This window comes from Flavobacterium sp. LPB0248 (assembly GCF_013388355.1).
Lineage (GTDB): Bacteria > Bacteroidota > Bacteroidia > Flavobacteriales > Flavobacteriaceae > Flavobacterium.
Window position 1 is genome coordinate 1,931,907 of sequence record NZ_CP058246.1, and the last position, 23,988, is coordinate 1,955,894.

The window sequence follows — 23,988 nt, forward strand, 5'->3', positions numbered from 1 at the left end:
ATATTATTTTCAATATTAAAAAGCCCGAATATTTATTTATTCGGGCTTTTTTATTTTTAGCTTTCAATTGGAAAATTTCTTGCTCTCATCAAGGCATCAGATTGTGGCGCATGACCTCTAAAATTCTCATACATTTCTTCATTATCAATCGTATTTCCAACACTTAAAACGGTTTCGTAAAGACGTTTAGAAATCACTTTATCAAAAGGACCGTTTCCTTCCAAAAATGCCTCATATGCATCTGCATTAATCACATCTGCCCATAAGTAACTGTAATATCCTGCCGCATATCCATCGCTTGAAAATATATGTGCAAACTGCGGAATCCTGTGTCGCATTACGATTTCAGACGGCATATTAATTTCACTTAAGATTTTCTTCTCAAATGCATGCGGATCAACTGTTTCAGTAGTTAAATGCAGTTCCATGTCTACAAACGAACTAGAAATCGTTTCTACTGTTGCAAAACCTTCGTTAAAATTGGCTGCTTTTCCTATTCTTTCTACCAATGATTGCGATAAAGGTTCTTTAGTTTTATAATGAAGCGCAAATTTATTCAACACTTCTGGGGTCGCTAACCAATGTTCTAATAATTGCGAAGGAAATTCTACATAATCTCTCGCAACTGAAGTCCCAGAAAGGCTCGGATAAGTTACATTCGAACATAATCCGTGTAAAGCATGTCCAAATTCATGAAATAAAGTTGTAGCGTCATCCCACGAGATTAAAACAGGTTCATCGCTGTTTCCTTTAATAAAATTGCAATTGTTTGACACAATAGGAAGCACGTTACCTTTTATTTTCTGCTGGTCTCTATGCGAATTCATCCATGCCCCTGAACGTTTTCCAGTACGAGCATAAGGATCAAAATACCATAAGCCAATTGGCTCTCCTGTATTTTTATTATTCACTTCCCAAACACGAACATCTGAATGATAAACCGGAACATCAAATAACTGTTTAAAGCCTAAATTGAACAATTCACCAGCTGTCCAGAACATTCCTTCGCGTAAATTTTCCAGCTGTAAATATTGCTTGATTTCATTTTGGTCCAAATCGTATTTTGCTTTGCGTACTTTTTCTGCATAATAGCGGTAATCCCAAGGCTGAATATTAAAATTGCCACCTTCTCTATCGACCATTTCTTGCATAGCAGAAACATCATTTTTCACCTTTTCTATAGCAGGTTTCCATACCGAATTCATCAGATCTAATGTTTTCTGAGGATCTTTAGCCATCTTGTTTGACAAACTCCATTCGGCAAAATTTGCAAAACCTAAAATATTCGCTTTTTCCGCCCTTAATCTCAAAATAGATACAAGGGTTTCATTTGTGTCATTTTCATTCTTATTATCGCCACGTTTTACGAAAATATCAAAAGCTTTTTCCCTTAAATTTCTTCTGTTTGAGAAAGTTAAAAACGGCTCAATTGAAGATCTTGTGTTTCCAATGCATCCTAAAGCTTTTAGATTTCTTTCTTTCGCTTCTGCAATTGCTGCATTCTTAAATTCCTCAGGCAAACCGTCAAAATCAGCTTCTGTCTCTAACTCTATATACTGATCGTTTTCTTCTGCCAATAACTTTTGGCTAAAAGAAGTAAAAAGCGTTGCCAATTCCTGATTGATCTTAGCCACTTTATCTTTATCCTTTTCTTCTAGCTCCGCTCCTTCTCTAACAAAATCAGTGTAATAAAGCCAAAGAATACGTTGCTGTTCCTTAGTTAAATCCTTCTTTTCATTCGATTTATACAAGACTTCAATTCTAGAAAACAGTTTGTTATTTTGATACAATTTATCATTGATCTCTGCCAATTTTGGCGACATTTCCGTGTCAACTACATTAAATTCTAGAGTACTTAGATTAGATCTATAAATGCCATAAACCGCATGAATTCGATCTAATTTTGTACCCGAAAGCTCTAAAGCTTCAATGGTATTTTCAAATGTAGGCTTTTGTGGATTATTCGCAATTGCATCAATCTCTTCTAATTTTTCTTTGATCGCAAATTCTATTGTAGGCTTAAAATCTGAAATTTTATATGCCGTAAAATCTGGAATGCCTCCATAAGGACCAGACCAATCTTTTAACAATGAATTATCTAACTCTATTGGTGTTTTCATAACAAATACATTAATTAATTCTGTGCAAAATTTCAATCAGAAAAAGAGCAACAGAATCTCAAAATTAACCAATCGAAAGCAAACTTCATACGCCAATAGATTATAAAAATTAATCTGCTTCTAAGATTTAAAAAGAAATAGTTTATTTTTGAAATACCAATTTAAAAATAACATGTTTAAAACCAGAAAAGAAATTGTTTTTGTAATTTTAGCAGGAATATTTATTACTAATGCCGTTGTGGCTGAGTTAATTGGAGGAAAGCTAATTCAAATTGGTCCTTTTGTAATGAGTATCGGAATTTTGCCTTGGCCAGTTGTATTTCTAACTACCGATTTGATTAACGAATATTTTGGCGAAAAAGGTGTAAAAAAACTTTCTTTCATTACAGCTTGTTTGATTGCTTATGCTTTTCTGATACTTTTTATGGCAATTGTTATTCCCGCCGCAAAAGGAATTAGTCCAGTAAATGACAGTCAGTTTCAAGCAGTTTTTGGGCAGAGTATGTGGATCATTATTGGAAGCTTAATCGCTTTCATGGCATCACAGCTTATTGACGTATGGATATTTTGGTTCTTCAAGAACAGAACTGGTGAGAAAAAAATATGGTTAAGAACTACTGGTTCTACTGTTATTTCGCAATTGTTTGATTCGTTTATTGTTTTAGGAATTGCTTTTTGGCTTCCAGGAAAAATTGATTTTGACACTTTTATATCTTCAGGGATAATAGGATATACTTTTAAGTTAGCAATTGCTATTTTATTAACTCCAGCAATTTATCTGGGGCATCATCTGATTAAGAAATATTTGGACGAAGATCCTGCACATAAAGGATAAAAAACAAAAAACATATTTAGGTCATGAAAAAAAATTACTTGCTTATTTTATTCTCTGTTACCTATTTCTTTTTAAGCTGTGGCAATGACGAAAAAAAACAGCCTAAAAAAGCCATTCAATCTGTTAATAAATTAACACCTGCACCTATAAAAAAGAATCCAAAAATTTCATCTAAAAGCATTACTGCCTCAAGAAAGATTGAATCTCAAAAAAATACTTCACAAAATACTTTTGCTGTCAAAAACAAAATTGAACTTAAAACTGCGCCGCCAGAATCATTAAACAAAACAGAAAAGCCTGTTGACATAAAAAAAGAAGCAAATGATAAACTGGTCAATTTTGTAAACCTTCGCAAGATATTCGACAAATGTAAAATGGGACAGACTTTAAGTCAAAAACAATTAACCGAAAATTTTGAAATACCAAAAGAAGCTGTTAAACTGGTAAAAAGTGTTACCAGAACGGCAGAAAATGAACTGGCCGTAAAATGGCAATCTACTTGGTTTGTCGAAAAAGTATCTGACGCAGAACTAGAAGATGGCAAAATGAAAGTAGTTTTTAAAGCCAATAAAATGTACACTTCTGGAAATGCAATTGGTATTAAATACAACAGAAAAGTTTACAACAATCTAGTTATAATTGGACGTTCGGCCTATATTCCGAGTGTAAAAGGATATAGCTGGCAGATAGGAAGATAGTGAAAGAAAAATTTTACTAAACAAAAAGCAACCTAACCTACTTAGCAATCAATCAATTACAAATTAACAATAAAAAAATACGAAAAAACTTAATATTTGTTCTTGGTTTTCTTTTAAAAGATTTTATTTTTGCCAAACATTTAACAAATAAAATCTACCAAAAATGAAAAAACTAAGCATTCTTTTCGTGTCAATCTTGACATTAGGTTTAACAGCAGTATCGTGTAGTAGTGATGATGACAAGGACAGCGGATCAATTGAAGGAAAATGGGAAATAACTCACCAAGGAGCAATTGTTGCTAATCAAGAAGTAATTCAGCCTTATAATAGTGAAGGCTGTGAAATTCCATCAATGACTTTTTCTAATGATGGAAAATTTATCGATACTACGTCTGAATATTGGGACTCAAAATGTAGTACCTATACTGAAGATGGTACTTGGAAAAAAGATGGAAATACATTAACTCTAAAATATAGTGATGAAGAGATTAAATGGGAAATCTCTGAATTAAGCAGTAGCACACTAAAAGTAAAAATGACATATTCTGAGGGAGGTTTATCAGTAAGTGCTGTTTCTGTATACAAGAGGAAATAATAATAAATAAATTTTCCAAAGGCTTCAAACTTCATAGTTTGAAGCTTTTTTTATACATTTAAAATAAAAAATGGAACTAATAAGATGCGGCTGGTGTTCTGCCAGCGATTTATATAAAAAATATCATGACGAAGAATGGGGAACCCCTGTTTACGACGACCCAACTATTTTTGAGTTTTTAATTCTAGAAACGTTTCAGGCTGGACTAAGTTGGATTACTATTTTAAATAAAAGGGAAAACTTCAAAACTGCTTTTGACAATTTTGATTATAAAAAAATTGCTAATTATTCTGAAGATAAAATCGAAGAATTAATGCAGAATACAGGAATCATTCGTAATCAACTCAAAATTAAATCTGCCGTTACAAACGCTCAGGCTTTTATGAAAATCCAGGAAGAATTTGGAACATTTTCTGACTATATCTGGAAATTTACTGACGGCAAACCAATTGATAACAATCCAAAAACGTTGAAAGATGTACCGGCAACCACTCCAATTTCTGATGCAATCAGCAAAGATTTAAAAAAACGCGGATTCAAATTTGTCGGTTCAACCGTCATTTACGCTCACATGCAGGCGACCGGAATGGTCAATGATCACGTAGAAGATTGCTTTACTAGAACTAAATAGCTTTCAGTCACAGTCTCAGTTTTCAGTGACTTTTCTCAGTTATAAAAACTGAAAACTGAGACTGAGACCGAAAACTTAAAAAAATTACATATATTTGCTTCACACTTTAGGGGTGTCTGCATCACGCAGGCTGAGATTTTACCCTCTGAACCTGATCTAGTTCATACTAGCGTAGGGAAAAGTAAGATGACTTCTTGAACGCATTTCTATGCGTCATTGTAGCCATTCCTAAGGTGTATCTATACACTAAACTCAAAAGGAATGGAACTAAAAATCAATCAACAAACCAAACAATTCAATGCTGAATCGCTAAGCGTTCAATCATTGCTCGATCTCGAAATTCCGCACAAACAAAACGGAATTGCTGTTGCTGTTAACAATACCGTTGTTCCAAAACTCAAATGGAACGAATTCTTCGTACAAGAAACTGACGAAATTCTGATTATTTCTGCTACGCAGGGAGGATAGAATAAAATTCCAATTATATAGCGGGCGTAGACGCACTACAGTGGGGCTCTACAATTCACATCTTACATCTTACATTTTACAATATAAAAGCTATGACAAACGAAGAACAAATATCAAGAACCCCATTTCCGAATTCTAAAAAAGTTTATATCGATGGAGAAATTCATCCGATAAAAGTAGCAATGCGCGAGATAACTTTAAGCGACACTAAACTTTCGAATGGCGGAATAGAAAAAAATCCTCCTGTAACGGTTTATGACACTTCTGGAGCTTATACAGATCCAAATATCGAAATTGATATTAGAAAAGGATTACCACGCTTACGCGAAAGTTGGATCCTTGACCGAAATGATGTCGAAGTTTTAGATGAAATAACTTCAGATTATGGCTTAAGCCGATTAAAAGATGAAAGCCTTAATCATCTTCGTTTTGAATATTTACATCAGCCAAAACGTGCTAAAAAAGGCGCAAATGTAACACAGCTATATTATGCTAAACAAGGCATTATTACTCCAGAAATGGAATATATCGCTATTCGTGAAAATCAGCGTATAGAACTTTTAAACGAACAAACCAAAGCCATGCAATGCCAACACAGTGGTCATAGTTTTGGTGCTAATACTCCAAAAAGCAAAATCACACCCGAATTTGTCCGTTCTGAAGTTGCTTGCGGTAGAGCTATTATTCCAAACAATATCAATCATCCAGAAAGCGAACCTATGATTGTAGGTCGTAATTTCTTGGTAAAAATCAATGCTAATATTGGAAACAGTGCTGTGACTTCGAGCATTGAAGAAGAAGTTGAAAAAGCCGTTTGGGCTTGTCGTTGGGGGGCTGATACGATTATGGATTTGTCCACAGGAAAAAACATTCACGAAACCAGAGAATGGATTATACGTAATTCGCCAGTTCCAATTGGTACCGTTCCGATTTATCAGGCATTAGAAAAAGTAAAAGGAATTGCAGAAGATCTAACTTGGGAAATTTTCCGCGATACATTAATTGAGCAAGCAGAACAAGGAGTTTCATATTTTACAATTCATGCTGGAGTTTTGCTTCGTTACATCCATTTAACAGCAAATCGTGTTACAGGAATTGTATCTCGAGGTGGATCAATAATGGCAAAATGGTGTTTATTCCATCATAAAGAAAACTTCTTATATACCCATTTTGAAGAAATCTGCGAAATCATGAAACAATATGATGTTGCTTTTTCTCTCGGAGATGGTTTACGTCCTGGCTCGATTGCAGATGCCAATGACGCAGCTCAATTTGCCGAATTAGAAACTTTAGGCGAATTGACAAAAATTGCATGGAAACATGATGTTCAAGTCTTTATTGAGGGGCCAGGACACGTGCCAATGCACATGATTAAAGAAAACATGGACAAACAATTGGAGCACTGTCATGAAGCGCCATTTTACACTTTAGGCCCTTTAACAACTGATATTGCGCCAGGTTACGACCACATTACATCGGCAATTGGAGCTGCTATGATTGGCTGGTATGGCTGTGCGATGTTGTGTTATGTAACACCAAAAGAGCATTTAGGCTTACCGAATAAAAAAGACGTAAAAGATGGTGTGATCACCTATAAAATTTCCGCTCATGCTGCCGATTTGGCAAAAGGCCATCCAGGAGCACAATATAGAGACAATGCTTTGAGTAAAGCTCGTTTTGAATTCCGTTGGGAAGATCAGTTTAATTTGGCTCTTGATCCAGATACAGCGCGAGAATTCCATGATGAAACGCTTCCTGCTGATGGAGCAAAAGTTGCACATTTTTGTTCGATGTGCGGGCCAAAATTCTGTTCTATGAAAATATCTCAGGAAATTAGGGATGTCGCTGCAGCGGAAAAAGGAATGCAGGAGAAATCGGAGGAGTTTATTGAACAGGGGAAAGAAATTTATATATAGTGAGATGAGATTTGTAAAATGTGAAATGTTTTGATTTTCACATTTTACATCTTACAAAAAGCTTTTTACAAATATGATTGTGATTACAAATCCTTTTTTTATTGAAGATGAAATTCAAATGCTGAATTCTTTATTGGAAGAAGGATTGTCTTTGCTTCATATTCGGAAACCTGATTTTTCAGAAGTAGAAATGGCGCAATTTATTGATCAGATCAAATTAGAATTTCGCACTAATCTGGTTTTGCACAGCCATCACCAGTTAGCCGAAGATCTTGGTATTGACCGATTTCATTTTTCTGAGAAAGAAAGAAAAAAATTTCCTGCAAGGTTTCCAAAACCTTGTAGGTTTAAATCAAAATCAATTTCAACATCAACACATTCTATCGAAGATTTCAATTCGTTAGAAAATGAATTTGATTATGCCTTCTTAAGTCCTGTTTTTAAAAGTATATCGAAGGAAAATTATCATCCAGAAGTGGATCTTTTTGAAGCATTAAAGTCAAGAACAAATCAACATACAAAAGTCATCGCCTTAGGCGGAATTGATGCCGAAAACATTCAAAAAACCTTAGAAAATGGTTTTGATAATGTGGCGCTTTTGGGAAGCATTTGGAATAACAAAAATCCGTTAAAACAATTTAAATTATGTCAGCAGATCGCCCTTTCGTACTCACAATCGCAGGTTTAGATCCATCTGGAGGTGCTGGAATTTTGGCTGATATCAAGACATTTGAACAGCATAAAGTGACTGGTTTCGCTATTTCGACAGCCAATACAATTCAGACCGAAAATCAGTTTTACGAAATTCAATGGACTGATCTGAGTTTTGTAATTCGTTCCATTGAAACACTATTTGCAAACTATAAAATCAGTGCGGTAAAAATAGGAATTGTTGCTTCTTTGTTTGATTTAAATCAGATTCTTTCGACTATAAAAAAGCTTTCTCCTTCAACAAAAATCGTTTGGGATCCAGTTTTAAAATCGACTACTAAATTTGAATTTATCAATATCGAAAGTCATTTGAATTTACACACCATACTTTCAAAAATCGATTTGATCACCCCAAATTATGATGAAATGGCAATATTATTCCAAGATTCTGATTTGAAAAGCTTTTGGAAAGAAAACCAAATGCCTACTCGTATTCTATTAAAAGGCGGTCATAACAAAACAGCTTTGGGAACTGATCTTTTATTTCTAGAAAATGAAATCTTAGAATTAACTCCGTCAAATAAAAATTGCTCCGAGAAACATGGTTCAGGCTGTGTTCTCTCATCTGCAATTACATCAAATTTAGCTCTAAATCAACCCTTATTTGAAGCCTGCAAAAACGCTAAAATCTATATTGAAAACTATCTAAGCTCAACTACAACTTTAATTGGATATCATTATGTATAACAAATTACAATATATCTCTCAAGGCGAAACAGTCGAAAAACAATTGTACAACATTAAGCAAGCACTTGATACTGGTTGCAAATGGGTACAAATGCGATTTAAAAACCAAACCCAAAAAGACGTTTTCACTTTAGCGGAAGCGGTGAAACCTTTGTGCGAAGAATATCTTGCGAATTTTATTGTAAACGACGATTTGCATCTCGCAAAACAAATTGCAGCTAACGGAGTTCACTTAGGATTAACCGATACAAAAATCGACGAAGCAAGGGCTTTTTTAGGCACTTCAAAAATAATTGGAGGAACTGCCAATACTTTTGAAGATATTGAAAATCATGTAAAAAACGGTTGTGATTATATTGGCTTGGGGCCTTTTAGATTTACAGCAACAAAAGAAAAACTGAGTCCGATTTTGGGTTTATCGGGTTACTATGAGATTCTTCAAAAACTAAAAAAAAATAAAATCGATATTCCTGTTTATGCCATTGGAGGCATTACACTACGCGATGTAAGTCCGTTAATGGAGACTGGAATTTTCGGAATTGCCGTGTCTGGAATCATTACGGAAAGTGATGAAAAGGAAAAATTAATTCAACAATTAAACGAAAAATTATATGCAGACATCATTGTTTAATATAGGAGATAAAACCTTTAAATCCCGCTTGTTCCTCGGAACTGGGAAATTTGGTTCTAATGAAGAAATGGAAGATGCCGTTTTAGCTTCAGAAAGCGAATTGGTTACTGTCGCATTAAAACGTATTGATCTTGAAACTGATACTGATGCTATTTTATCGCATTTAGATCATTCAAATATCAATTTATTACCCAATACTTCAGGAGCAAGAAATGCCAAAGAAGCTGTTTTCGCGGCTCAATTGGCACGTGAAGCTCTAGAAACCAATTGGGTAAAACTAGAAATTCATCCTGATCCGAAATATTTAATGCCAGATCCGATTGAGACTTTAAAAGCAACAGAAGAATTAGCTAAACTCGGTTTTATTGTACTTCCTTACATTCACGCCGATCCTGTTTTGTGCAAACATTTAGAAAGCGTAGGGACTTCGGCGGTTATGCCTTTAGGATCGCCAATTGGAAGCAATAAAGGTCTTAAAACGATCGATTTCTTAGAGATTATAATCGAACAAAGTACTGTTCCCGTTATTGTAGATGCAGGAATTGGAGCGCCTTCTGATGCCGCAAAAGCAATGGAAATTGGTGCCGATGCTGTTTTGGTGAATACTGCTATTGCTGTTGCTGGAAATCCGAAATTAATGGCGGAGGCTTTTAGAGAAGCTGTCATTGCAGGAAGAAAAGCTTTTGAAGCTAAAGTTGCCAATCAGCAGAATTATGCTTCGGCTTCTAGCCCATTGACTTCTTTTCTTTATGAATAAATTGATTTTTCTCCCGCAGATTCTGCAGATTTAGCAGATTATTGCTTCACAAATATTAAGTCAAATAAATCCATAGAACTTGCTGGAGAACAATTTTATCAAAAAGTAAGAAATTTCATTATTTTTGATTGAAAAATCAAATAAAAAAATATGTCAGAAAATGAAATTTCATATAAAATTAGAGGAGCAATTTTTAAAGTATATAACACTCTTGGTCCTGGGCTATTAGAATCTGTATATGAAAGTGCTCTTTATTATCAATTGAAGAAAGACGGATTACAAGTAATTAAGCAAATTGATTTACCTGTAAAATATGATGATGTTTATCTAGATATAACTTTTAGATTAGATATTTTAGTAGAAGATAAAGTAATTATAGAATTAAAATCAGTAGACGAAATAAAACCTATTCATTTTAAACAATTAAATACATATTTAAAATTGACTAGTAAAAAACTTGGATTATTAGTCAATTTCAACTGCTCCAATATTCTTGAAAATATTCATCGTGTTGCACATAAAATTTAATCTGCATGATCTGCAAAATCTGCGGGAAACAAATAAAAAATGAACACATTCAAATCTATTTTTGAGCAATACAATTGGGATGAAATCCAATCTAGAATATATAAGACCACATCAAAAGATGTCGAGCGCACTTTGACTAAAACCAAATACAACCTCGATGATTTTTTGATTCTGATTTCTCCTATTGCTCAAAATTATTTAGAGCAAATGGCGCAAAAATGCCATGAAATTACCAAGAAACGTTTCGGGAAAACCATCCAAATGTACGCTCCATTATATCTAAGCAACGAATGCCAAAATATTTGCACCTATTGTGGATTTAGCTTAGACAATAAAATCAAAAGAAAAACCCTTTCTGATGCTGAAATAAAACTAGAAGTTGAAGCCTTAAAAAAAACTGGTTTTGATCATGTTTTATTGGTTACAGGGGAAGCAAATTATACGGTAAACATTAATTATTTTCTAAATGCAATTGATTTAATTAGAAAAGATTTTTCTATTATTTCTGTCGAAGTACAGCCACTTTCTACAGAAGATTATCAGCGTTTGCATGATGCGGGAGTCTATTCGGTTTTAGTTTATCAGGAAACATATCATCAGGAAGTTTACAAAAAGTATCATACCAAAGGTAAAAAATCAAACTTCGATTATCGATTAGAAACTCCTGATAGAATTGGAACTGCTGGAATTCATAAAATTGGGTTAGGTGTTTTGTTAGGTTTGGAAGACTGGCGAACCGATAGTTTTTTTAATGCATTGCATTTAGACTATCTTCAAAAGAAATATTGGCAGACCAAATATTCGGTTTCCTTTCCGCGTCTTCGCCCTGCCGAAGGTATTATCGAACCCAATTTTATTATGGATGATAAGGATTTGACACAATTAATCTGCGCTTATCGTTTATGGAATGAAGATTTAGAAATTTCGATTTCTACTCGTGAAAACGAAAAATTCAGAAACCATATTATTCCTATTGGAGTTACGAGCATGAGTGCTGGTTCTAAAACCAATCCAGGTGGTTATGTTGTTGATCCGCAATCTTTGGAGCAATTTGAAATAAGTGATGAACGTTCTGCAGAAGAAATTTCAAAAATTATAAAAAATGCAGGTTATGAACCTGTTTGGAAAGACTGGGACAAAAGTTTTATTTCAGATTTTAAAGTTTAGATTTCAGATTTTTCGCACTACTATTCATCAATCTAAAATCTAAAATCAACAATCTAAAATTAAAAAAATGAGTGTTATACAAGAATTTTTACGTTACAACAGACAAACTATTCTGCCTGAAATTGGCGATGAAGGACAGGAAAAATTAAAAAAAGCTAGAGTTTTAGTAATTGGAGCGGGTGGTTTGGGCTGTCCAATTTTACAATATATTGCAACTGCAGGAGTTGGTTTTATCGGAATCATGGATTTTGATACTATTGAAATTCACAATCTTCACAGACAGATTTTGTATACCGAAAATGAAATTGGTCAGCACAAATCAATTGTCGCAAAAGATGTGGTTTCAAAACTAAATCCGCTTATTGAAGCTGTTGCGATTAATGAAAAATTAACTGCTGAAAATGCATCGGAAATCATTCAGCAATATGATATTGTTGTCGATGGTTCCGATAATTTTTCTACTCGTTATTTAGTCAATGATACTTGTGTTCAGCTTAATAAACCTTTAGTTTACGGAAGCATTTTAAAATTTGAAGGTCAGATTGCAGTTTTTAACCATAACGGAAGTAAAAATCTTAGGGATTTATTTCCTGAAATGCCCGATCCAAAAGACGTTCCGAATTGCAATTTAAATGGTGTTTTGGGAACTCTGCCAGGAATTATAGGCAACATGATGGCGCACGAAACCTTAAAACTGATCTTAGAATTACCAACTTTAAAAAATGAATTGGTAATTTTTAATACTTTAAATTGGAATTTTATAAAACTGAATTTCTAGAAAATAACCTCGTCGCCTACTCTGATAATTCCAGAATTCAGACTCACAATATTGGTTCCGAATAAAACAGAATTATCTACATTTCTATATTTGCTTAAAGTTTTTAAAGGTTCTTTTTTCAAACGCCCATTCTCCGGATCATTGTTTACCATAACACATCTTCCGCAGGGTTTTATATTTTTAAATTGAACCTCTCCTATCGTAAAAGACTTGAAATCATCTTCTTCATGAGGATTTTCGGTGCTTACTACAATGTTTGGACGAAATCTTTTTATGGTAATTTTTTCATCCAATTTGTCATTCAAAAAATCTAAGCTTTTAGATCCAATTAATAAGTACGGATAACCATCTGCCAAGCTCACATTAAATGTTTCTTTTAATTTGGAACTTTCATGTTTACGAGCTCCATTTTTAAGTATTTTAACCAATTTACAATCAAAACCTAAATGCTGACTAAACCATTTTGAAGTTTCAAGATTTACCTCAACTACTTCACTTTTATCATCCCAAACATTAACTTCTATTACATTTTCTAAATGTTCGTTAATAGAAAATTCATGCTTTTGATCTTGAAAAGTAATGCTGATTTTTCCATTTGAAATTTGCGGATAAAACTGACTCATAATGCGATGTTCTCTTTGTGTAAGCATTTGATTTTCTGTATCAATGAGCATCCAACGGCGATCGTTTTCAAATCCCATTTCTTCGGCTTTTGCAGATTCAAGACTAATTCCTGCCAAACTTTTTATCGGATAAATATAAATTTCTTTTACACTGTAAATTGCACTCATTTTCTATTTACTTTTTAAAATAGACATAAACTCTTCTCGATCAATTTCTCTGCAGCCTAAGCTCTCCAAATGCGGATTATAAACCTGGCAATCCAATAATTTATAATTTTCTTTCTTCAAATATAAAGCTAAGGCAATGAACGCTGTTTTTGAAGCATTTGAAACTTTAGAAAACATACTTTCTCCGCAAAAAACATCTCCTAAATCAATTCCATACAAACCGCCAACCAAAACATCATCTTGCCAAACCTCAACAGATTTAGCAACTCCTTCCTCATTCAATTTGCAGTATGCGTTTATCATTTCATCAGAAATCCAAGTTCCGTTTTGGCCTTCACGTTTTATCTGCTGGCAATTTGAAATTACTTCTCTGAAATTTTTGTTATAAGTGACCTTAAACATTTTCTTGTTGAGAATCTTTTTCATGCTTTTGGATATCACCAATTCATCAAAAAACAATACCATTCTAGGATCTGGTGCCCACCAAAGAATCGGTTCTCCCTCATTAAACCAAGGAAAAATACCGCTTTTGTAAGCTAATAGTAAACGTTCTGAACTTAAATCGCCTCCAATTGCCAGAACACCTTCTTCATCTGCTTCTGTAACTGGCGGAAAAAATAAATCGTTGAATAAATAGTACATTTTTAAAAATAGTCAATTTTTGAATTCCAATAATAAAATTCCAAATACCAATGTTTCATAATCTTATTATTTCCGTATGAAAAACAAATCTTTGTGGAGTTACTTGCTAAGATTTCTCCTTCGTCGAAATGACAAAACTATGAGTAAGTTTTTTTCTTCTTTAATCAAAAATAAAATTCCAAATTCCAAATTCACGAGAATGAATTGGAATTTGGAATTTAGTAAATTGAATTTTAAACTCTTAGAACGGTAAATCGTCTGGTTCGTCTTCGTTTAAGTTTGTTGCTGGAGCAAAAGTTTCTGCTGCTGGCATTGGAGCTCCTTGTGCAGGTCCTTCTGCTGCTAATCTTTCGATTCTCCAACCTTGAATACTATTGAAATATCTAGTTTCTCCTTGTGGATTAACCCATTCTCTTCCTCTTAAATTGATAGAAACTTTTACTGCATCTCCTTGTTTATAGCTACTCAACAAATCGCATTTATCTTGTGTAAATTCGATTAAAATATGTTGTGGATACTGCTCCTCAGTAGTAACAACTAACTCTCTTTTTTTGAATGAGGCACTAACTTGCTGCTCTGGGTTAACCACTTTTACTTTTCCTGTAACTTCCATCTTCGTCTATATTAATTATTGTTTCTATTTTTTTATTTTTTAGCTAAAAGCACTTTCCAAGCCGATTCTACATCGCCATTATCCAAGTATTTTTTGGCCTCTAAATGTACTTTTTTCTGGTCGTCTGAGCTTAAAACTCCTTTGACTGCAAAATTTGCTTTCACAAATATACTAACTTCTTCTTTTGTAGGCAAGGTTTCAACATTTCCTAATTTTCCTAAATCATTCCCATCAAAAACAGGGCTTTCTTTTACAAAATCGGGTATCGCATCGACGCCTACTCCCAATGTTGTCAGGGGTTTTGCTACTTCAAAAAGTCCTTGATTAGATCTTGAATACCAATTATTTCCAAGTCTTGAAACCAAGTCAATTTTATGCTGATCGATTGCTCCGTTTTCATCTAAAATCGATTCGTCAATATGAATTTTTACTACTTCACATAAAATCAAATTTCCTGCTCCACCTTCTGTTCCTAACGGAATAATCTGCGTAATCTTGCATTCAAACTGAACTGGAGATTCTTTTACGCGATATGGTTTTACTAAATCAGAAGGAATTTGGGTTAATCCAGCTTTAATAAATTCGTTTACTCCGTCTCCATATTCTGTACTTGCCAAAGACGTTTGCTGTACAATATCGTAATTTACAACATTTATTACCACTTCACGAGTCGCTTCGGCATTAATCAAGGTGTGTTTAATTGTATTATCGCGAACACGTCTTGATGGCGAAAAAACCAAAATTGGCGGATTGGCACTAAACACATTAAAGAAACTAAATGGAGATAAATTTGGAACTCCAGTTTCGCTAATTGTGCTTGCAAAAGCAATAGGTCTAGGTCCGATTGAACTCTGCAGATAGCCTTGCAATTTGGCTGTTGGAATCTCTTTTGGGTTAACGCTGATCATACTTTAAAATTTAGACAGAATCTCATTTTAGCAGCTACAAAAGTATTGAAATGGTTTAATTCGAAGAAATAGTTTTGCAGATAAAAACGAAAAAATCTTTCTATATCGGCAAAATATAAAATGTGTATATTTCGTTATATTTATACCTCAAAAAAACTGATATGTCTTTTTCTGAAAGAACAAATACAACCCGCTGGATTATTATTTCGGTATGTTTTATAATCATTTCTCTAATTCTTTGGAACACTTATACTTTCTTCCAAATTTTTAAAAATGAAGAACGCTTGAAAATGAACCTTTTTGTCAAGGCTCAAATTTCAATAGTTAATGCAGATGAAAATACTGATGTCGAACTTCCTCTTCAGATTTTCAACAATAATACTTCGATTCCGGGTATAATAATGTTGTATGATAAAGTAGTAAGTGCAGTAAATGTTCCTGATGAAATTCTTAATAATAAGAAAAAACTAACTGCTTTCTTGAATAAGTTAAAAAATGAAAACGAGCCTATTACTTTTGAATATGCTCCAGGGAAATATCAGACTTTATATTACGGTAACTCTTCATTGCTAAACAAACTTAAATACTATCCGATCGCGCTGCTTCTGATTATATTTTTATGCATTGCTTTAATTTACAACTTCTATAAAAGTACCAAAATGGCAACCCAAAACAAGCTTTGGGCAGGAATGGCAAAAGAAACAGCACATCAGATTGGGACACCGCTATCTTCATTAATTGGCTGGGTCGAAATATTAAAAACTGAAGATATTGATCCGTCAATTAGTACTGAAATCGAAAAAGATATTGAACGTCTGCAAACCATTACTGATCGTTTTTCTAAAATTGGTTCGGTACCCGTTTTAGAACTTCACGATATTGTAGAAGAAACCAAAACGGCTTATGAGTATTTGCAATCTCGTTTTTCTAAACAGGTCGCGTTTTCGTTTCAAGCTCCAAACGAACCAATTTTGACCATGATAAATCCAACGTTGCACAGTTGGACTATCGAAAATTTAGTTAAAAATGCCATTGATGCCATGAAAGGAAAAGGAACCTTAGATCTTTATATCGAACAGGATGCAAATCATGTTAAGATTAACATTAAAGATTCTGGAACCGGAATTCCGAAAAAACAATTTAAAACCATTTTTGAAACTGGTTTTACGACTAAAAAACGTGGTTGGGGACTTGGACTTTCTTTAACAAAAAGAATTGTCGAGGAGTATCACAACGGAAAAATCAAAGTGCTTAATTCTGAAATTGGAAAAGGAACTACTTTTCAGATTGCTTTAAATAAAAAAGTGCAGTAATAATTTTACTGCACTTTAGTTATTTGTTTTGCCAGACTGATCAAAGTCGAAGTCTTTTACAAATTTGATTGAATATCTTTTGCTAAAGCTTCAAATTCTTCTTTTGAAAGTGAAACTTTATCAATAAAACGCATTTCGTCCATATGGTTTAACGGAATCAAATGTACGTGCGTATGTGGCACTTCAAGTCCAACAACTGCTATTCCGATTCTTTTGCATGGAACTGTTTTTTCTAAAGCTGCAGCGACTTTTTTTGAAAATTTCATTAAACCTAAATACAGTTCTTCATCCATATCAAAAATCTTATCGATTTCTTGTTTCGGAATACAAAGCGTATGGCCTTTAGCATTCGGATTTACATCTAAAAATGCTAAATAGTTCTCGTCTTCTGCAATTTTGTAAGCTGGAATTTCTCCGTTTACTATTTTAGTGAATATTGATGCCATTGTTTATTTGTGTAATCGGTTAAACGAATAAACGATTAACCAGTTAAACTAAGATTTAGTCTCTTGAGATTTCAAGAATTTCAAATTTCAAAACTCCATTAGGAACTGTAATTTCAGCTACTTCTCCAACAGATTTCCCTAACAATCCTTTTCCGATAGGAGAAGTTACAGAGATTTTTCCTGTTTTTAAATCTGCTTCACTTTCTGCAACAAGAGTATATTTCATCTCCATTCCGTTACTTTGGTTTTTGATTTTCACATTCGATAAAACCAAAACTTTAGAAACATCTAATTGAGATTCGTCTATTAATCTTGCATTTGCATATACTTCTTCTAGTTTAGAAATTCTCATTTCTAATAAACCTTGCGCTTCTTTTGCTGCATCATATTCTGCATTTTCAGATAAGTCACCTTTATCTCTTGCATCTGCAATATCTTGAGATGCTTTTGGACGCATTACACTTTTTAAATGCTCCAATTCATCTTTTAATTTTTTTAATCCTTCTGCTGTATAATAAGATACTTTACTCATAACTTCATCGTTTATATAAATACAAAAAATCCCATCGCGACGGGATTTTCTTACCACAAATATACTATAATTTTTAATAGTACATAATTATATGTTAATCATATAGATTTCAAATCTAAATAAATTATTTTTGTTTTAACTAATTCTTATTCAAATAATGAAAAAAATCTGGTTTTTTATCGCATTTACAGCTGTTTTATTTTCTTGCAGTGACAATAATAGAAGTAATAACAATCCGTACATTCCTAACTATTCGATAAACGCTTATCTTGACACTAATCTTCCAACTTATAACAAATTATTATATCCAAGTAATCCGGTTTTTGTTGCCAATTATGGGGCAAAAGGGATTATTGTAATGAAAACCGGCGAAGGAACTTATACTGCTTTTGATGCAGCTTGTCCAAACCAAGCCTTGACTTCTTGTACTCCAATGACAATCGATGGAATTTATGCTGTATGTTCTTGCGACAAAACTCAATATAATTTATTTACAGGACTTGGCGGAAAAGAATATCCGATGAAACAATATCGTGTTGAATCTTCTGGAACTGTAATTCACGTATACAATTAAAAACAAAAAAGCCTGAAAATAATTTCAGGCTTTTTTTGTATCTTAACTTCATTAGAATTTCAAACTCAAACCAATTAAGAAGTTTGTTCCGGCTTGTGGATAATAGTATGGGTAAACATCCCACATTGCTCCGTTTGAAACATATTTCTTGTCGAAAATATTATTTACCAATGCAGTAATTGTTATCGATTGGAAAATCGTTTTTGGTTTTATTTCGTAAGATGCATTAAAATCGTTTACAAAGTAATCTGCCAATTTAGCTGCTGGAAGTTCAATATTGTTCATGTATTGTTCTCCAACATATTTTTGCAATAATGAAAGATACAATCTCTCCATAGGTTTATACACAATAACGTTTCCTGCAATTACTTCTGGAGAATAGGCAATTTTTGTAGTTCCGTAAAATTCTCCATCAACAGCTAAATCTACGTTTTTGTTACTGCTTAAAGTAAAATTTGGTCTTAGAGTGAATTTCTCAGAAAGTGCAATCGTCGCATCAAACTCAAATCCTAAACGGTAGCTTTTCTCTGTATTAGCGCGAATCGGGTTTCCAACATCGTCTAATCTTCCCGTTAAAATCAATTGATCTCTATATCCCATATAATATAGATTCGAATTCAATTGAAATTTCTCTGAATTGAATCTCCATCCTAACTCAAAATCATTTAGTTTTTCCGGTTTTACATTTCCACCTTCGTAATCTGTTCTGTTTGGTTCACGATTCGCTCGTGCGTAAGAGAAATACAAAGTGTTTTTTTCATTGAAAGCATAATTCAAACCAGCTTTCGGATTAAAGAAATTAAAATTATCATCTACCAAACCAGTTTCTTTACTATTTGCTTTATATTTCACATTTCTGTATTGCAAATCTCCGTAGAAACTTAACTTTTCTGTGAATTGATAATTTGCTTTCGCGAAAACATTACCATCCGTTTTTGACGAATAATCATCGTAATAATGGGCTCCTAATGTTGATTGATCTGAATATTGGGACCAGATTACTTTTCCGAAATGGTCTCCTTCATATTTATTCCAACCTCCTCCTAAAATAACATTTAGTTTTTCTGTTACATATTTAGCAGAAAAAGTCGTTCCGTAGAAATCATTATCCAACCATTTTTGACGAATCAAATCGGTTACTGGAATTAAATTCCCTTTGTCATCTTCAACTGTTTTTGTTGGCTTAATTGGCCCATAACCTTCAACAGGTTCATCTTCTTTATAATTTTCATAATAGCCTTTTCCTTTTGTATAATGAAATGCTAGGTTTGTACTCCATTTATCAGAAATCGATTCACTCCAGTGCAATTGATAATGATCTTGATTATAGTTATCGGTTTCGTTATCATAAAAATGCACATTTCCAGCATCGTCTGTATACATTCCTGCAGAATTAAAAGTACGATTTGTATTAAGAGTTTCTGCATCGATTCCGTTCCAAGATTGATACGTTTTTTCAGTTCCTCCAAAAACCAATGCTTTAATCAAAGTTGTTTTACCAACATAAGTCCCTTGCAAGAAATATGATTTTAAATCGGCACTTCCGCGATCAATATATCCGTGTGTTTTTATTGTAGACAAACGTCCAGCAATTTCAAAATGATCATTTAATAAACCAGTACTAAACTTTACCGTATTTTTAATTGTATTGAATGATCCTGCAGAGCTTGAGATTTCACCTGTTGCTTTTCTAGCATAACTATCGGTCAATAAATTTAAACTGGCACCAAAGGCACCTGCTCCATTTGTAGAAGTTCCAACTCCACGCTGCAATTGAAGACTTTCTACAGAAGAAGCAAAATCGGGCATATTTACCCAAAACGTTCCTTGACTTTCTGCATCATTGTATGGAATCCCGTTTATGGTTACGTTAACACGTGTTGCGTCGCTTCCACGAACTCGAATTCCTGTGTAACCAACACCATTTCCTGCATCTGAAGTTGTTACTACTGAAGGCATGTAATTCATCAGAACAGGAATATCCTGACCTAGATTTCTGTACTTAATTTCCTTTTTATCCATATTGCTGAAACTTACTGGAGTTTTTGTAGTAACGCGAACCGCAGAAACCAATACATCATCAAGCTTATTCACTTTGGTAGAATCCTGCTGTTGTGCAAAAGACAAAACAGTAAAGAAGATGGATAAAAGAGAAAAGAAAATAGATTTTAGGTTCAACTTTGAACCTTTGTGCCTTTGTACCTTTGTACCTTTAGAAGCACCTAAAAAAATAGTTTTCATTCGTAAAGAATTACGAATAAAAGGGGGAATTATTCTTTTGTTAAATTAATAAATGTGTTTCACGACAAAATAAAGTGTGCACGCTCGATAGTGTCGTTTTCCCTTAGCAACATTACTCGCTCAGGTTCTTTGGGTATGATCTCAGCTCGTTATTTAGAGCACCCCTTTGAGACAGTGCAAATGTAATGTTAAAAAGTTAAATTCCAATATTGAAAATTCCAAATTCCAAAAATTCAACTAGATTGAAACTAAAATTCCACATTCCAACATTAACCTTAGTTGTTGGAATTTGGAATTTTACTCTATATTCGGTTTTCTTCTAGATTGTTTAAGATCAGAAATATTCTTTTTATCCTTGATTCTTTTCTTAATTACCGCTTTTGGAACTTTTGTAGCTTTTCTAACTTTCGGGACATAAAGTCCTTTTTTAATAATTTCTAAAAATCGTTTGGTTACAATTTCTTTGTTTTTAAGCTGACTGCGGTCTTCATCGCAATTTAAAATCAAGATATTTTCAGAAGTTAATCTTGCTACTATATTTTCTTGCAACAGTAATTTCTCGTCTTCAGATAAAGCTTGAGAGGCATTCAGATCAAAACTCAAAACTACTTTAGACGAAACTTTATTCACATTTTGCCCACCTGCTCCACTGCTTCGAACAGCTTTAAAATTTAATTCTGATATGATTTTGTCCGCATCCATAATTATTGTGGCTGATGTGCAGCTTTCAACAAATCATTTACCGTTTTTACAGGATTAAAAGTAATCAAAGGCACAGCAACAAAAACAGTTAACCAATTAGCCATTGACCCGTTCCATAAACCTGGCAATTCGTAACTTCTCACTGTTTTCCCTTCAACACTTTTCTCCACGATAAAACCAGCTTTTTGATCTACAAACTGCAATAAATCAAATTTCTCCTTTTTATAATTTTTAATACCACAAACCAAATCTACCGGATTAAAATGTGTTGCTTCCGCTAAAATTGCTTGTTGTTTTTTGCTAGCCAAATCTACCTGAGAAGTTTCAACAATTTGAAGAGAATTCGCTCCTTTATCATTCATAACCCAAAAAGGTCCCCCTCCCGGTTCTCCTTCATTCTTAACCATTCCGCAAACACGAATTGGTCTATCTAATAGTTCTTTGATTTTACTAATTTTATTATCAAAAGTAAATTTACTGAAGTCATTACTCATCTCGACATTTAGCTCTTCTTTTAAAAACAAAACAATATCTGCTAAATGATTTTCTTTGATGTCATCTTGATCAATTGCCTTCAAATAAGAAAAAACTTTTTGCTGTATTTCAATTAAAACACCTGCTAATGCTTTTTTGTATAATGTAATTTTATCAATATGATTCTGAATCACATTGTCTATATTTTTAATAAAGATTACATCTGCATCAAGATCATTTAAATTTTCAATCAAAGCGCCATGTCCCCCAGGTCTAAAAACTAAATTATCATTCTTATCTTTTACCAATTTGTTTTCTCCATCAATAGTGATGGAGTCTGTACTTTTATTTTGATACGAATAACCAATATTAATTTTAACTCCTGATGGCTCTTCAATTTTGCCTATAACCTCATCAACTCCATCGTAAAATAAGTTTTGATGAATTTCTGATACAGTAAAATGCAGATTGGAAACCTTGTTTGAAGTAGCATAATGTATACATTCATTTAAATGCTCTTCAATTGGAGTTGCAATATGTGTTTCGTATAAATGAAATGGCAATACTGCTTTTGGCTTATTCGCAAAATTAAAATAATCGGGAGACAACAATAATTTTATAAAATAATAATTCTTGTAATCTCTTTCAAGAGTTTCAAAATCAGAATAAATTTCTCTTAACTTTTGATCTATAGATTTGAAGAAAGGAAACTTATCCATTCCGATAATAAAAATGGCAAGTTCTTTGTCTTTTTTTCTATTTATATAAGCATTAATAGTTTCTTTCTGAATATCAAAATCATTAAGAAAAGCAGTTAGAAATTTAAACATTCTGGTCGCAGCACCAGAAGCGGGAACAAACTTTTTAATTTTTAAATTTTCTTTTTGTTTATCAAAAAACACCGCTTTATCTTCAAAATCTTTTTCAGATAAACTTAAAATTCCATTATCAGTTGTTGCAGGACTTACTAAATTACTTTTAGCAATTCCGTTATCAAGAATTTCGAGTTGTTTTAGAATTTTTTCAAAAGGAATTCCTCTATCGTAAATTTGAACAAAATCTGATGACGTAAATCCTTTTTCTTTAGCCAAAGTCAAATCATCGATAATAGCAATTGCTTTTGCCAAACGTGTTTCTTTGTCTCCTGATAATGTTATAAAAGGCTTTTTTGTATCTATTAATGTCTGTTTAAAAACAGAAAACACCGTTTCTCTTCCTTCGGGAGTATCACGAATATCGTCTTTTTCCCAAGGAACATCAATATCTGTAAGGAAAAATAAATCGTATTCATGTTTTAGCGCCGCTTCGTTTAAAAGCGGGTCACAAAAACCGTAATACATTTCAGAAAACACTTTGGTTACCATCAAATTGGTATCACAAAACAAGTATTTATTTGCACTAGCCAATTTTTCATTTTCCAATGCAGTCTGGCCATACGCAATTGGCATCATATCATCAGCTACACAAATATGCTTATTCTCTTCCCATTTTTCTTGCAAATAGTCGCGTGCAAATTCGGGAACCCATTCGGTTTCGTAGTAATCTGCAAGCTGTTTTGCTAAGGTTGTTTTTCCTGTACTTTCAGGACCAAACAAAGCAATTTTTATGATATTTGTTTTTTGCTGTTTAAGATCTTTCTCCATTCTAAATAAGCTGAAATAGCCAAAATTGTAAAAATTATGTATTGAAGCGACAACATTCCTAAGCCACGATAAGCATAGAGAGGCACAACAATAATATCACCAATAATCCAAAGTGTCCAGTTTTCTATTTTTTTTCTGGCCATATACCACATTCCTGCGAAAAATATTCCGGATGAAATCATATCAACATAATTGTCTTTATGAATTTCATAATCAAAATATTTATAAATGCCGAAAACTACAAAAACAGTCACAATAAACAGTAAGATTCCGATTATTTTTTCATTAAAACTTGTACGGGTAATTGGCAGATTATCTTCTGCAGTTCCTCCTTTTGCCCAGACATACCATCCATAAATACTCATAACTGAAAAATAAGCATTTATGATCATATCTCCCATATAACCAGCAATATAAAGCAGATAAACCGATATTGCAGTAGCGATTAATCCTGTTGGATATACCCAGATGTTTTCTTTTTTGGCAAACCACACACTTAAAATTCCGCAAACAAATACCAGAAATTCCAAAGCAATGTGCCAAAGCGGTGCATTTTTATAACTTTCTAAAAAAAAATCTATCATGAA

26 protein-coding genes and 1 riboswitch are annotated in these 23,988 nt (G+C 33.3%); of the genes, 15 read left to right on the top strand and 11 right to left on the bottom strand.

The features are described 5' to 3' along the window. Nucleotides 1-56: 56 nt before the first annotated feature. On the bottom strand, nt 57-2,120 hold the full coding sequence (locus tag LPB248_RS08060; protein WP_177210976.1) for a M3 family metallopeptidase: 2,064 nt from the start codon (nt 2,118-2,120) through the stop codon (nt 57-59). Nucleotides 2,121-2,292: 172 nt separating this feature from the next. Between LPB248_RS08060 and LPB248_RS08065 the strand changes: the two genes are divergently transcribed. The 13 genes from LPB248_RS08065 to LPB248_RS08125 all read left to right on the top strand — a co-directional run bounded on the left by LPB248_RS08065 (nt 2,293) and on the right by LPB248_RS08125 (nt 12,522). Further along, on the top strand, nt 2,293-2,955 hold the full coding sequence (locus LPB248_RS08065; RefSeq protein WP_177210977.1) for a queuosine precursor transporter: 663 nt from the start codon (nt 2,293-2,295) through the stop codon (nt 2,953-2,955). Between the two features lie 23 nt (nt 2,956-2,978). After that, nucleotides 2,979-3,653, top strand: a complete 675-nt coding sequence (locus LPB248_RS08070; RefSeq protein WP_177210978.1) for a hypothetical protein — start codon at nt 2,979-2,981, stop codon at nt 3,651-3,653. 163 nt (nt 3,654-3,816) lie between these two features. Then, complete coding sequence (locus LPB248_RS08075) at nt 3,817-4,248, top strand: lipocalin family protein (RefSeq protein WP_177210979.1); 432 nt, start codon at nt 3,817-3,819, stop codon at nt 4,246-4,248. Between the two features lie 70 nt (nt 4,249-4,318). Further along, on the top strand, nt 4,319-4,879 hold the full coding sequence (locus LPB248_RS08080; RefSeq protein ID WP_177210980.1) for a DNA-3-methyladenine glycosylase I: 561 nt from the start codon (nt 4,319-4,321) through the stop codon (nt 4,877-4,879). A 98-nt stretch (nt 4,880-4,977) separates the two neighbouring features. Beyond that, nucleotides 4,978-5,074, top strand: a riboswitch (TPP riboswitch). 66 nt (nt 5,075-5,140) lie between these two features. Then, nucleotides 5,141-5,347 carry a sulfur carrier protein ThiS gene (thiS, locus tag LPB248_RS08085; protein WP_111379268.1) on the top strand — a complete coding sequence of 69 codons (207 nt, stop codon included), beginning with the start codon at nt 5,141-5,143 and terminating at the stop codon, nt 5,345-5,347. Between the two features lie 92 nt (nt 5,348-5,439). Next, nucleotides 5,440-7,263 carry a phosphomethylpyrimidine synthase ThiC gene (gene thiC, locus LPB248_RS08090; protein ID WP_177210981.1) on the top strand — a complete coding sequence of 608 codons (1,824 nt, stop codon included), beginning with the start codon at nt 5,440-5,442 and terminating at the stop codon, nt 7,261-7,263. 73 nt (nt 7,264-7,336) lie between these two features. Further along, a complete protein-coding gene (locus LPB248_RS08095) occupies nt 7,337-7,951 on the top strand; it encodes a thiamine phosphate synthase (RefSeq protein ID WP_177210982.1) in 615 nt (204 codons plus the stop codon). Next, complete coding sequence (locus LPB248_RS08100) at nt 7,909-8,661, top strand: hydroxymethylpyrimidine/phosphomethylpyrimidine kinase (protein WP_177210983.1); 753 nt, start codon at nt 7,909-7,911, stop codon at nt 8,659-8,661. The genes LPB248_RS08095 and LPB248_RS08100 overlap by 43 nt, the downstream gene beginning before the upstream one ends. Further along, nucleotides 8,654-9,292 carry a thiamine phosphate synthase gene (locus LPB248_RS08105; protein WP_177210984.1) on the top strand — a complete coding sequence of 213 codons (639 nt, stop codon included), beginning with the start codon at nt 8,654-8,656 and terminating at the stop codon, nt 9,290-9,292. Before LPB248_RS08100 ends, LPB248_RS08105 begins: the two co-directional genes overlap by 8 nt. After that, entirely contained in the window at nt 9,273-10,049 is a 777-nt protein-coding gene (locus tag LPB248_RS08110) for a thiazole synthase (RefSeq protein ID WP_317168860.1), read from the top strand. The genes LPB248_RS08105 and LPB248_RS08110 overlap by 20 nt, the downstream gene beginning before the upstream one ends. Before the next feature lie 150 nt (nt 10,050-10,199). Beyond that, the gene (locus LPB248_RS08115) at nt 10,200-10,577 is read left to right on the top strand and encodes a GxxExxY protein (protein ID WP_177210985.1); all 378 of its coding nucleotides are present in this window, start codon (nt 10,200-10,202) and stop codon (nt 10,575-10,577) included. 39 nt (nt 10,578-10,616) lie between these two features. Beyond that, nucleotides 10,617-11,744 (top strand): 2-iminoacetate synthase ThiH, encoded by a 1,128-nt coding sequence (gene thiH / locus LPB248_RS08120; protein ID WP_177210986.1) that lies wholly within the window; start codon nt 10,617-10,619, stop codon nt 11,742-11,744. Nucleotides 11,745-11,811: 67 nt separating this feature from the next. Beyond that, nucleotides 11,812-12,522 carry a HesA/MoeB/ThiF family protein gene (locus tag LPB248_RS08125; RefSeq protein WP_177210987.1) on the top strand — a complete coding sequence of 237 codons (711 nt, stop codon included), beginning with the start codon at nt 11,812-11,814 and terminating at the stop codon, nt 12,520-12,522. Here LPB248_RS08125 and LPB248_RS08130 read toward each other — a convergent pair. The 4 genes from LPB248_RS08130 to LPB248_RS08145 all read right to left on the bottom strand — a co-directional run bounded on the left by LPB248_RS08130 (nt 12,519) and on the right by LPB248_RS08145 (nt 15,476). After that, nucleotides 12,519-13,313, bottom strand: coding sequence for an MOSC domain-containing protein (locus LPB248_RS08130; protein ID WP_177210988.1), 795 nt, complete (start codon nt 13,311-13,313; stop codon nt 12,519-12,521). The genes LPB248_RS08125 and LPB248_RS08130 overlap by 4 nt on opposite strands. 3 nt (nt 13,314-13,316) lie before the next feature. Beyond that, complete coding sequence (gene aat / locus LPB248_RS08135; protein WP_177210989.1) at nt 13,317-13,955, bottom strand: leucyl/phenylalanyl-tRNA--protein transferase; 639 nt, start codon at nt 13,953-13,955, stop codon at nt 13,317-13,319. A gap of 241 nt (nt 13,956-14,196) precedes the next feature. Then, entirely contained in the window at nt 14,197-14,568 is a 372-nt protein-coding gene (locus LPB248_RS08140) for a DUF3127 domain-containing protein (protein WP_111367968.1), read from the bottom strand. A gap of 32 nt (nt 14,569-14,600) precedes the next feature. Then, nucleotides 14,601-15,476, bottom strand: a complete 876-nt coding sequence (locus LPB248_RS08145) for a flavin reductase family protein (RefSeq protein ID WP_177210990.1) — start codon at nt 15,474-15,476, stop codon at nt 14,601-14,603. Between the two features lie 161 nt (nt 15,477-15,637). Between LPB248_RS08145 and LPB248_RS08150 the strand changes: the two genes are divergently transcribed. After that, on the top strand, nt 15,638-16,789 hold the full coding sequence (locus LPB248_RS08150) for a sensor histidine kinase (RefSeq protein WP_177210991.1): 1,152 nt from the start codon (nt 15,638-15,640) through the stop codon (nt 16,787-16,789). A 56-nt stretch (nt 16,790-16,845) separates the two neighbouring features. On the opposite strand, the gene LPB248_RS08155 is transcribed toward LPB248_RS08150, so the two are convergent. Together LPB248_RS08155 and greA are read right to left on the bottom strand one after the other, a co-directional pair. Continuing rightward, a complete protein-coding gene (locus LPB248_RS08155; protein ID WP_177210992.1) occupies nt 16,846-17,235 on the bottom strand; it encodes an HIT family protein in 390 nt (129 codons plus the stop codon). 55 nt (nt 17,236-17,290) lie between these two features. Then, nucleotides 17,291-17,767 carry a transcription elongation factor GreA gene (gene greA / locus LPB248_RS08160; protein WP_111288069.1) on the bottom strand — a complete coding sequence of 159 codons (477 nt, stop codon included), beginning with the start codon at nt 17,765-17,767 and terminating at the stop codon, nt 17,291-17,293. Between the two features lie 157 nt (nt 17,768-17,924). Here greA and LPB248_RS08165 point away from each other — a divergent pair, with 157 nt between their 5' ends. Further along, a complete protein-coding gene (locus tag LPB248_RS08165; RefSeq protein WP_177210993.1) occupies nt 17,925-18,341 on the top strand; it encodes a hypothetical protein in 417 nt (138 codons plus the stop codon). A gap of 51 nt (nt 18,342-18,392) precedes the next feature. Here the strand turns inward: LPB248_RS08165 and LPB248_RS08170 are convergent, their stop codons facing one another. The 4 genes from LPB248_RS08170 to pnuC all read right to left on the bottom strand — a co-directional run bounded on the left by LPB248_RS08170 (nt 18,393) and on the right by pnuC (nt 23,985). Beyond that, nucleotides 18,393-20,582, bottom strand: coding sequence for a TonB-dependent receptor (locus LPB248_RS08170; RefSeq protein WP_177210994.1), 2,190 nt, complete (start codon nt 20,580-20,582; stop codon nt 18,393-18,395). Between the two features lie 297 nt (nt 20,583-20,879). After that, nucleotides 20,880-21,284, bottom strand: a complete 405-nt coding sequence (arfB, locus tag LPB248_RS08175) for an alternative ribosome rescue aminoacyl-tRNA hydrolase ArfB (protein ID WP_177210995.1) — start codon at nt 21,282-21,284, stop codon at nt 20,880-20,882. A gap of 2 nt (nt 21,285-21,286) precedes the next feature. Further along, nucleotides 21,287-23,401 (bottom strand): DUF4301 family protein, encoded by a 2,115-nt coding sequence (locus LPB248_RS08180; RefSeq protein ID WP_177210996.1) that lies wholly within the window; start codon nt 23,399-23,401, stop codon nt 21,287-21,289. Next, nucleotides 23,362-23,985, bottom strand: a complete 624-nt coding sequence (gene pnuC, locus LPB248_RS08185; protein ID WP_177210997.1) for a nicotinamide riboside transporter PnuC — start codon at nt 23,983-23,985, stop codon at nt 23,362-23,364. The genes LPB248_RS08180 and pnuC overlap by 40 nt, the downstream gene beginning before the upstream one ends. Nucleotides 23,986-23,988 lie beyond the last annotated feature (3 nt).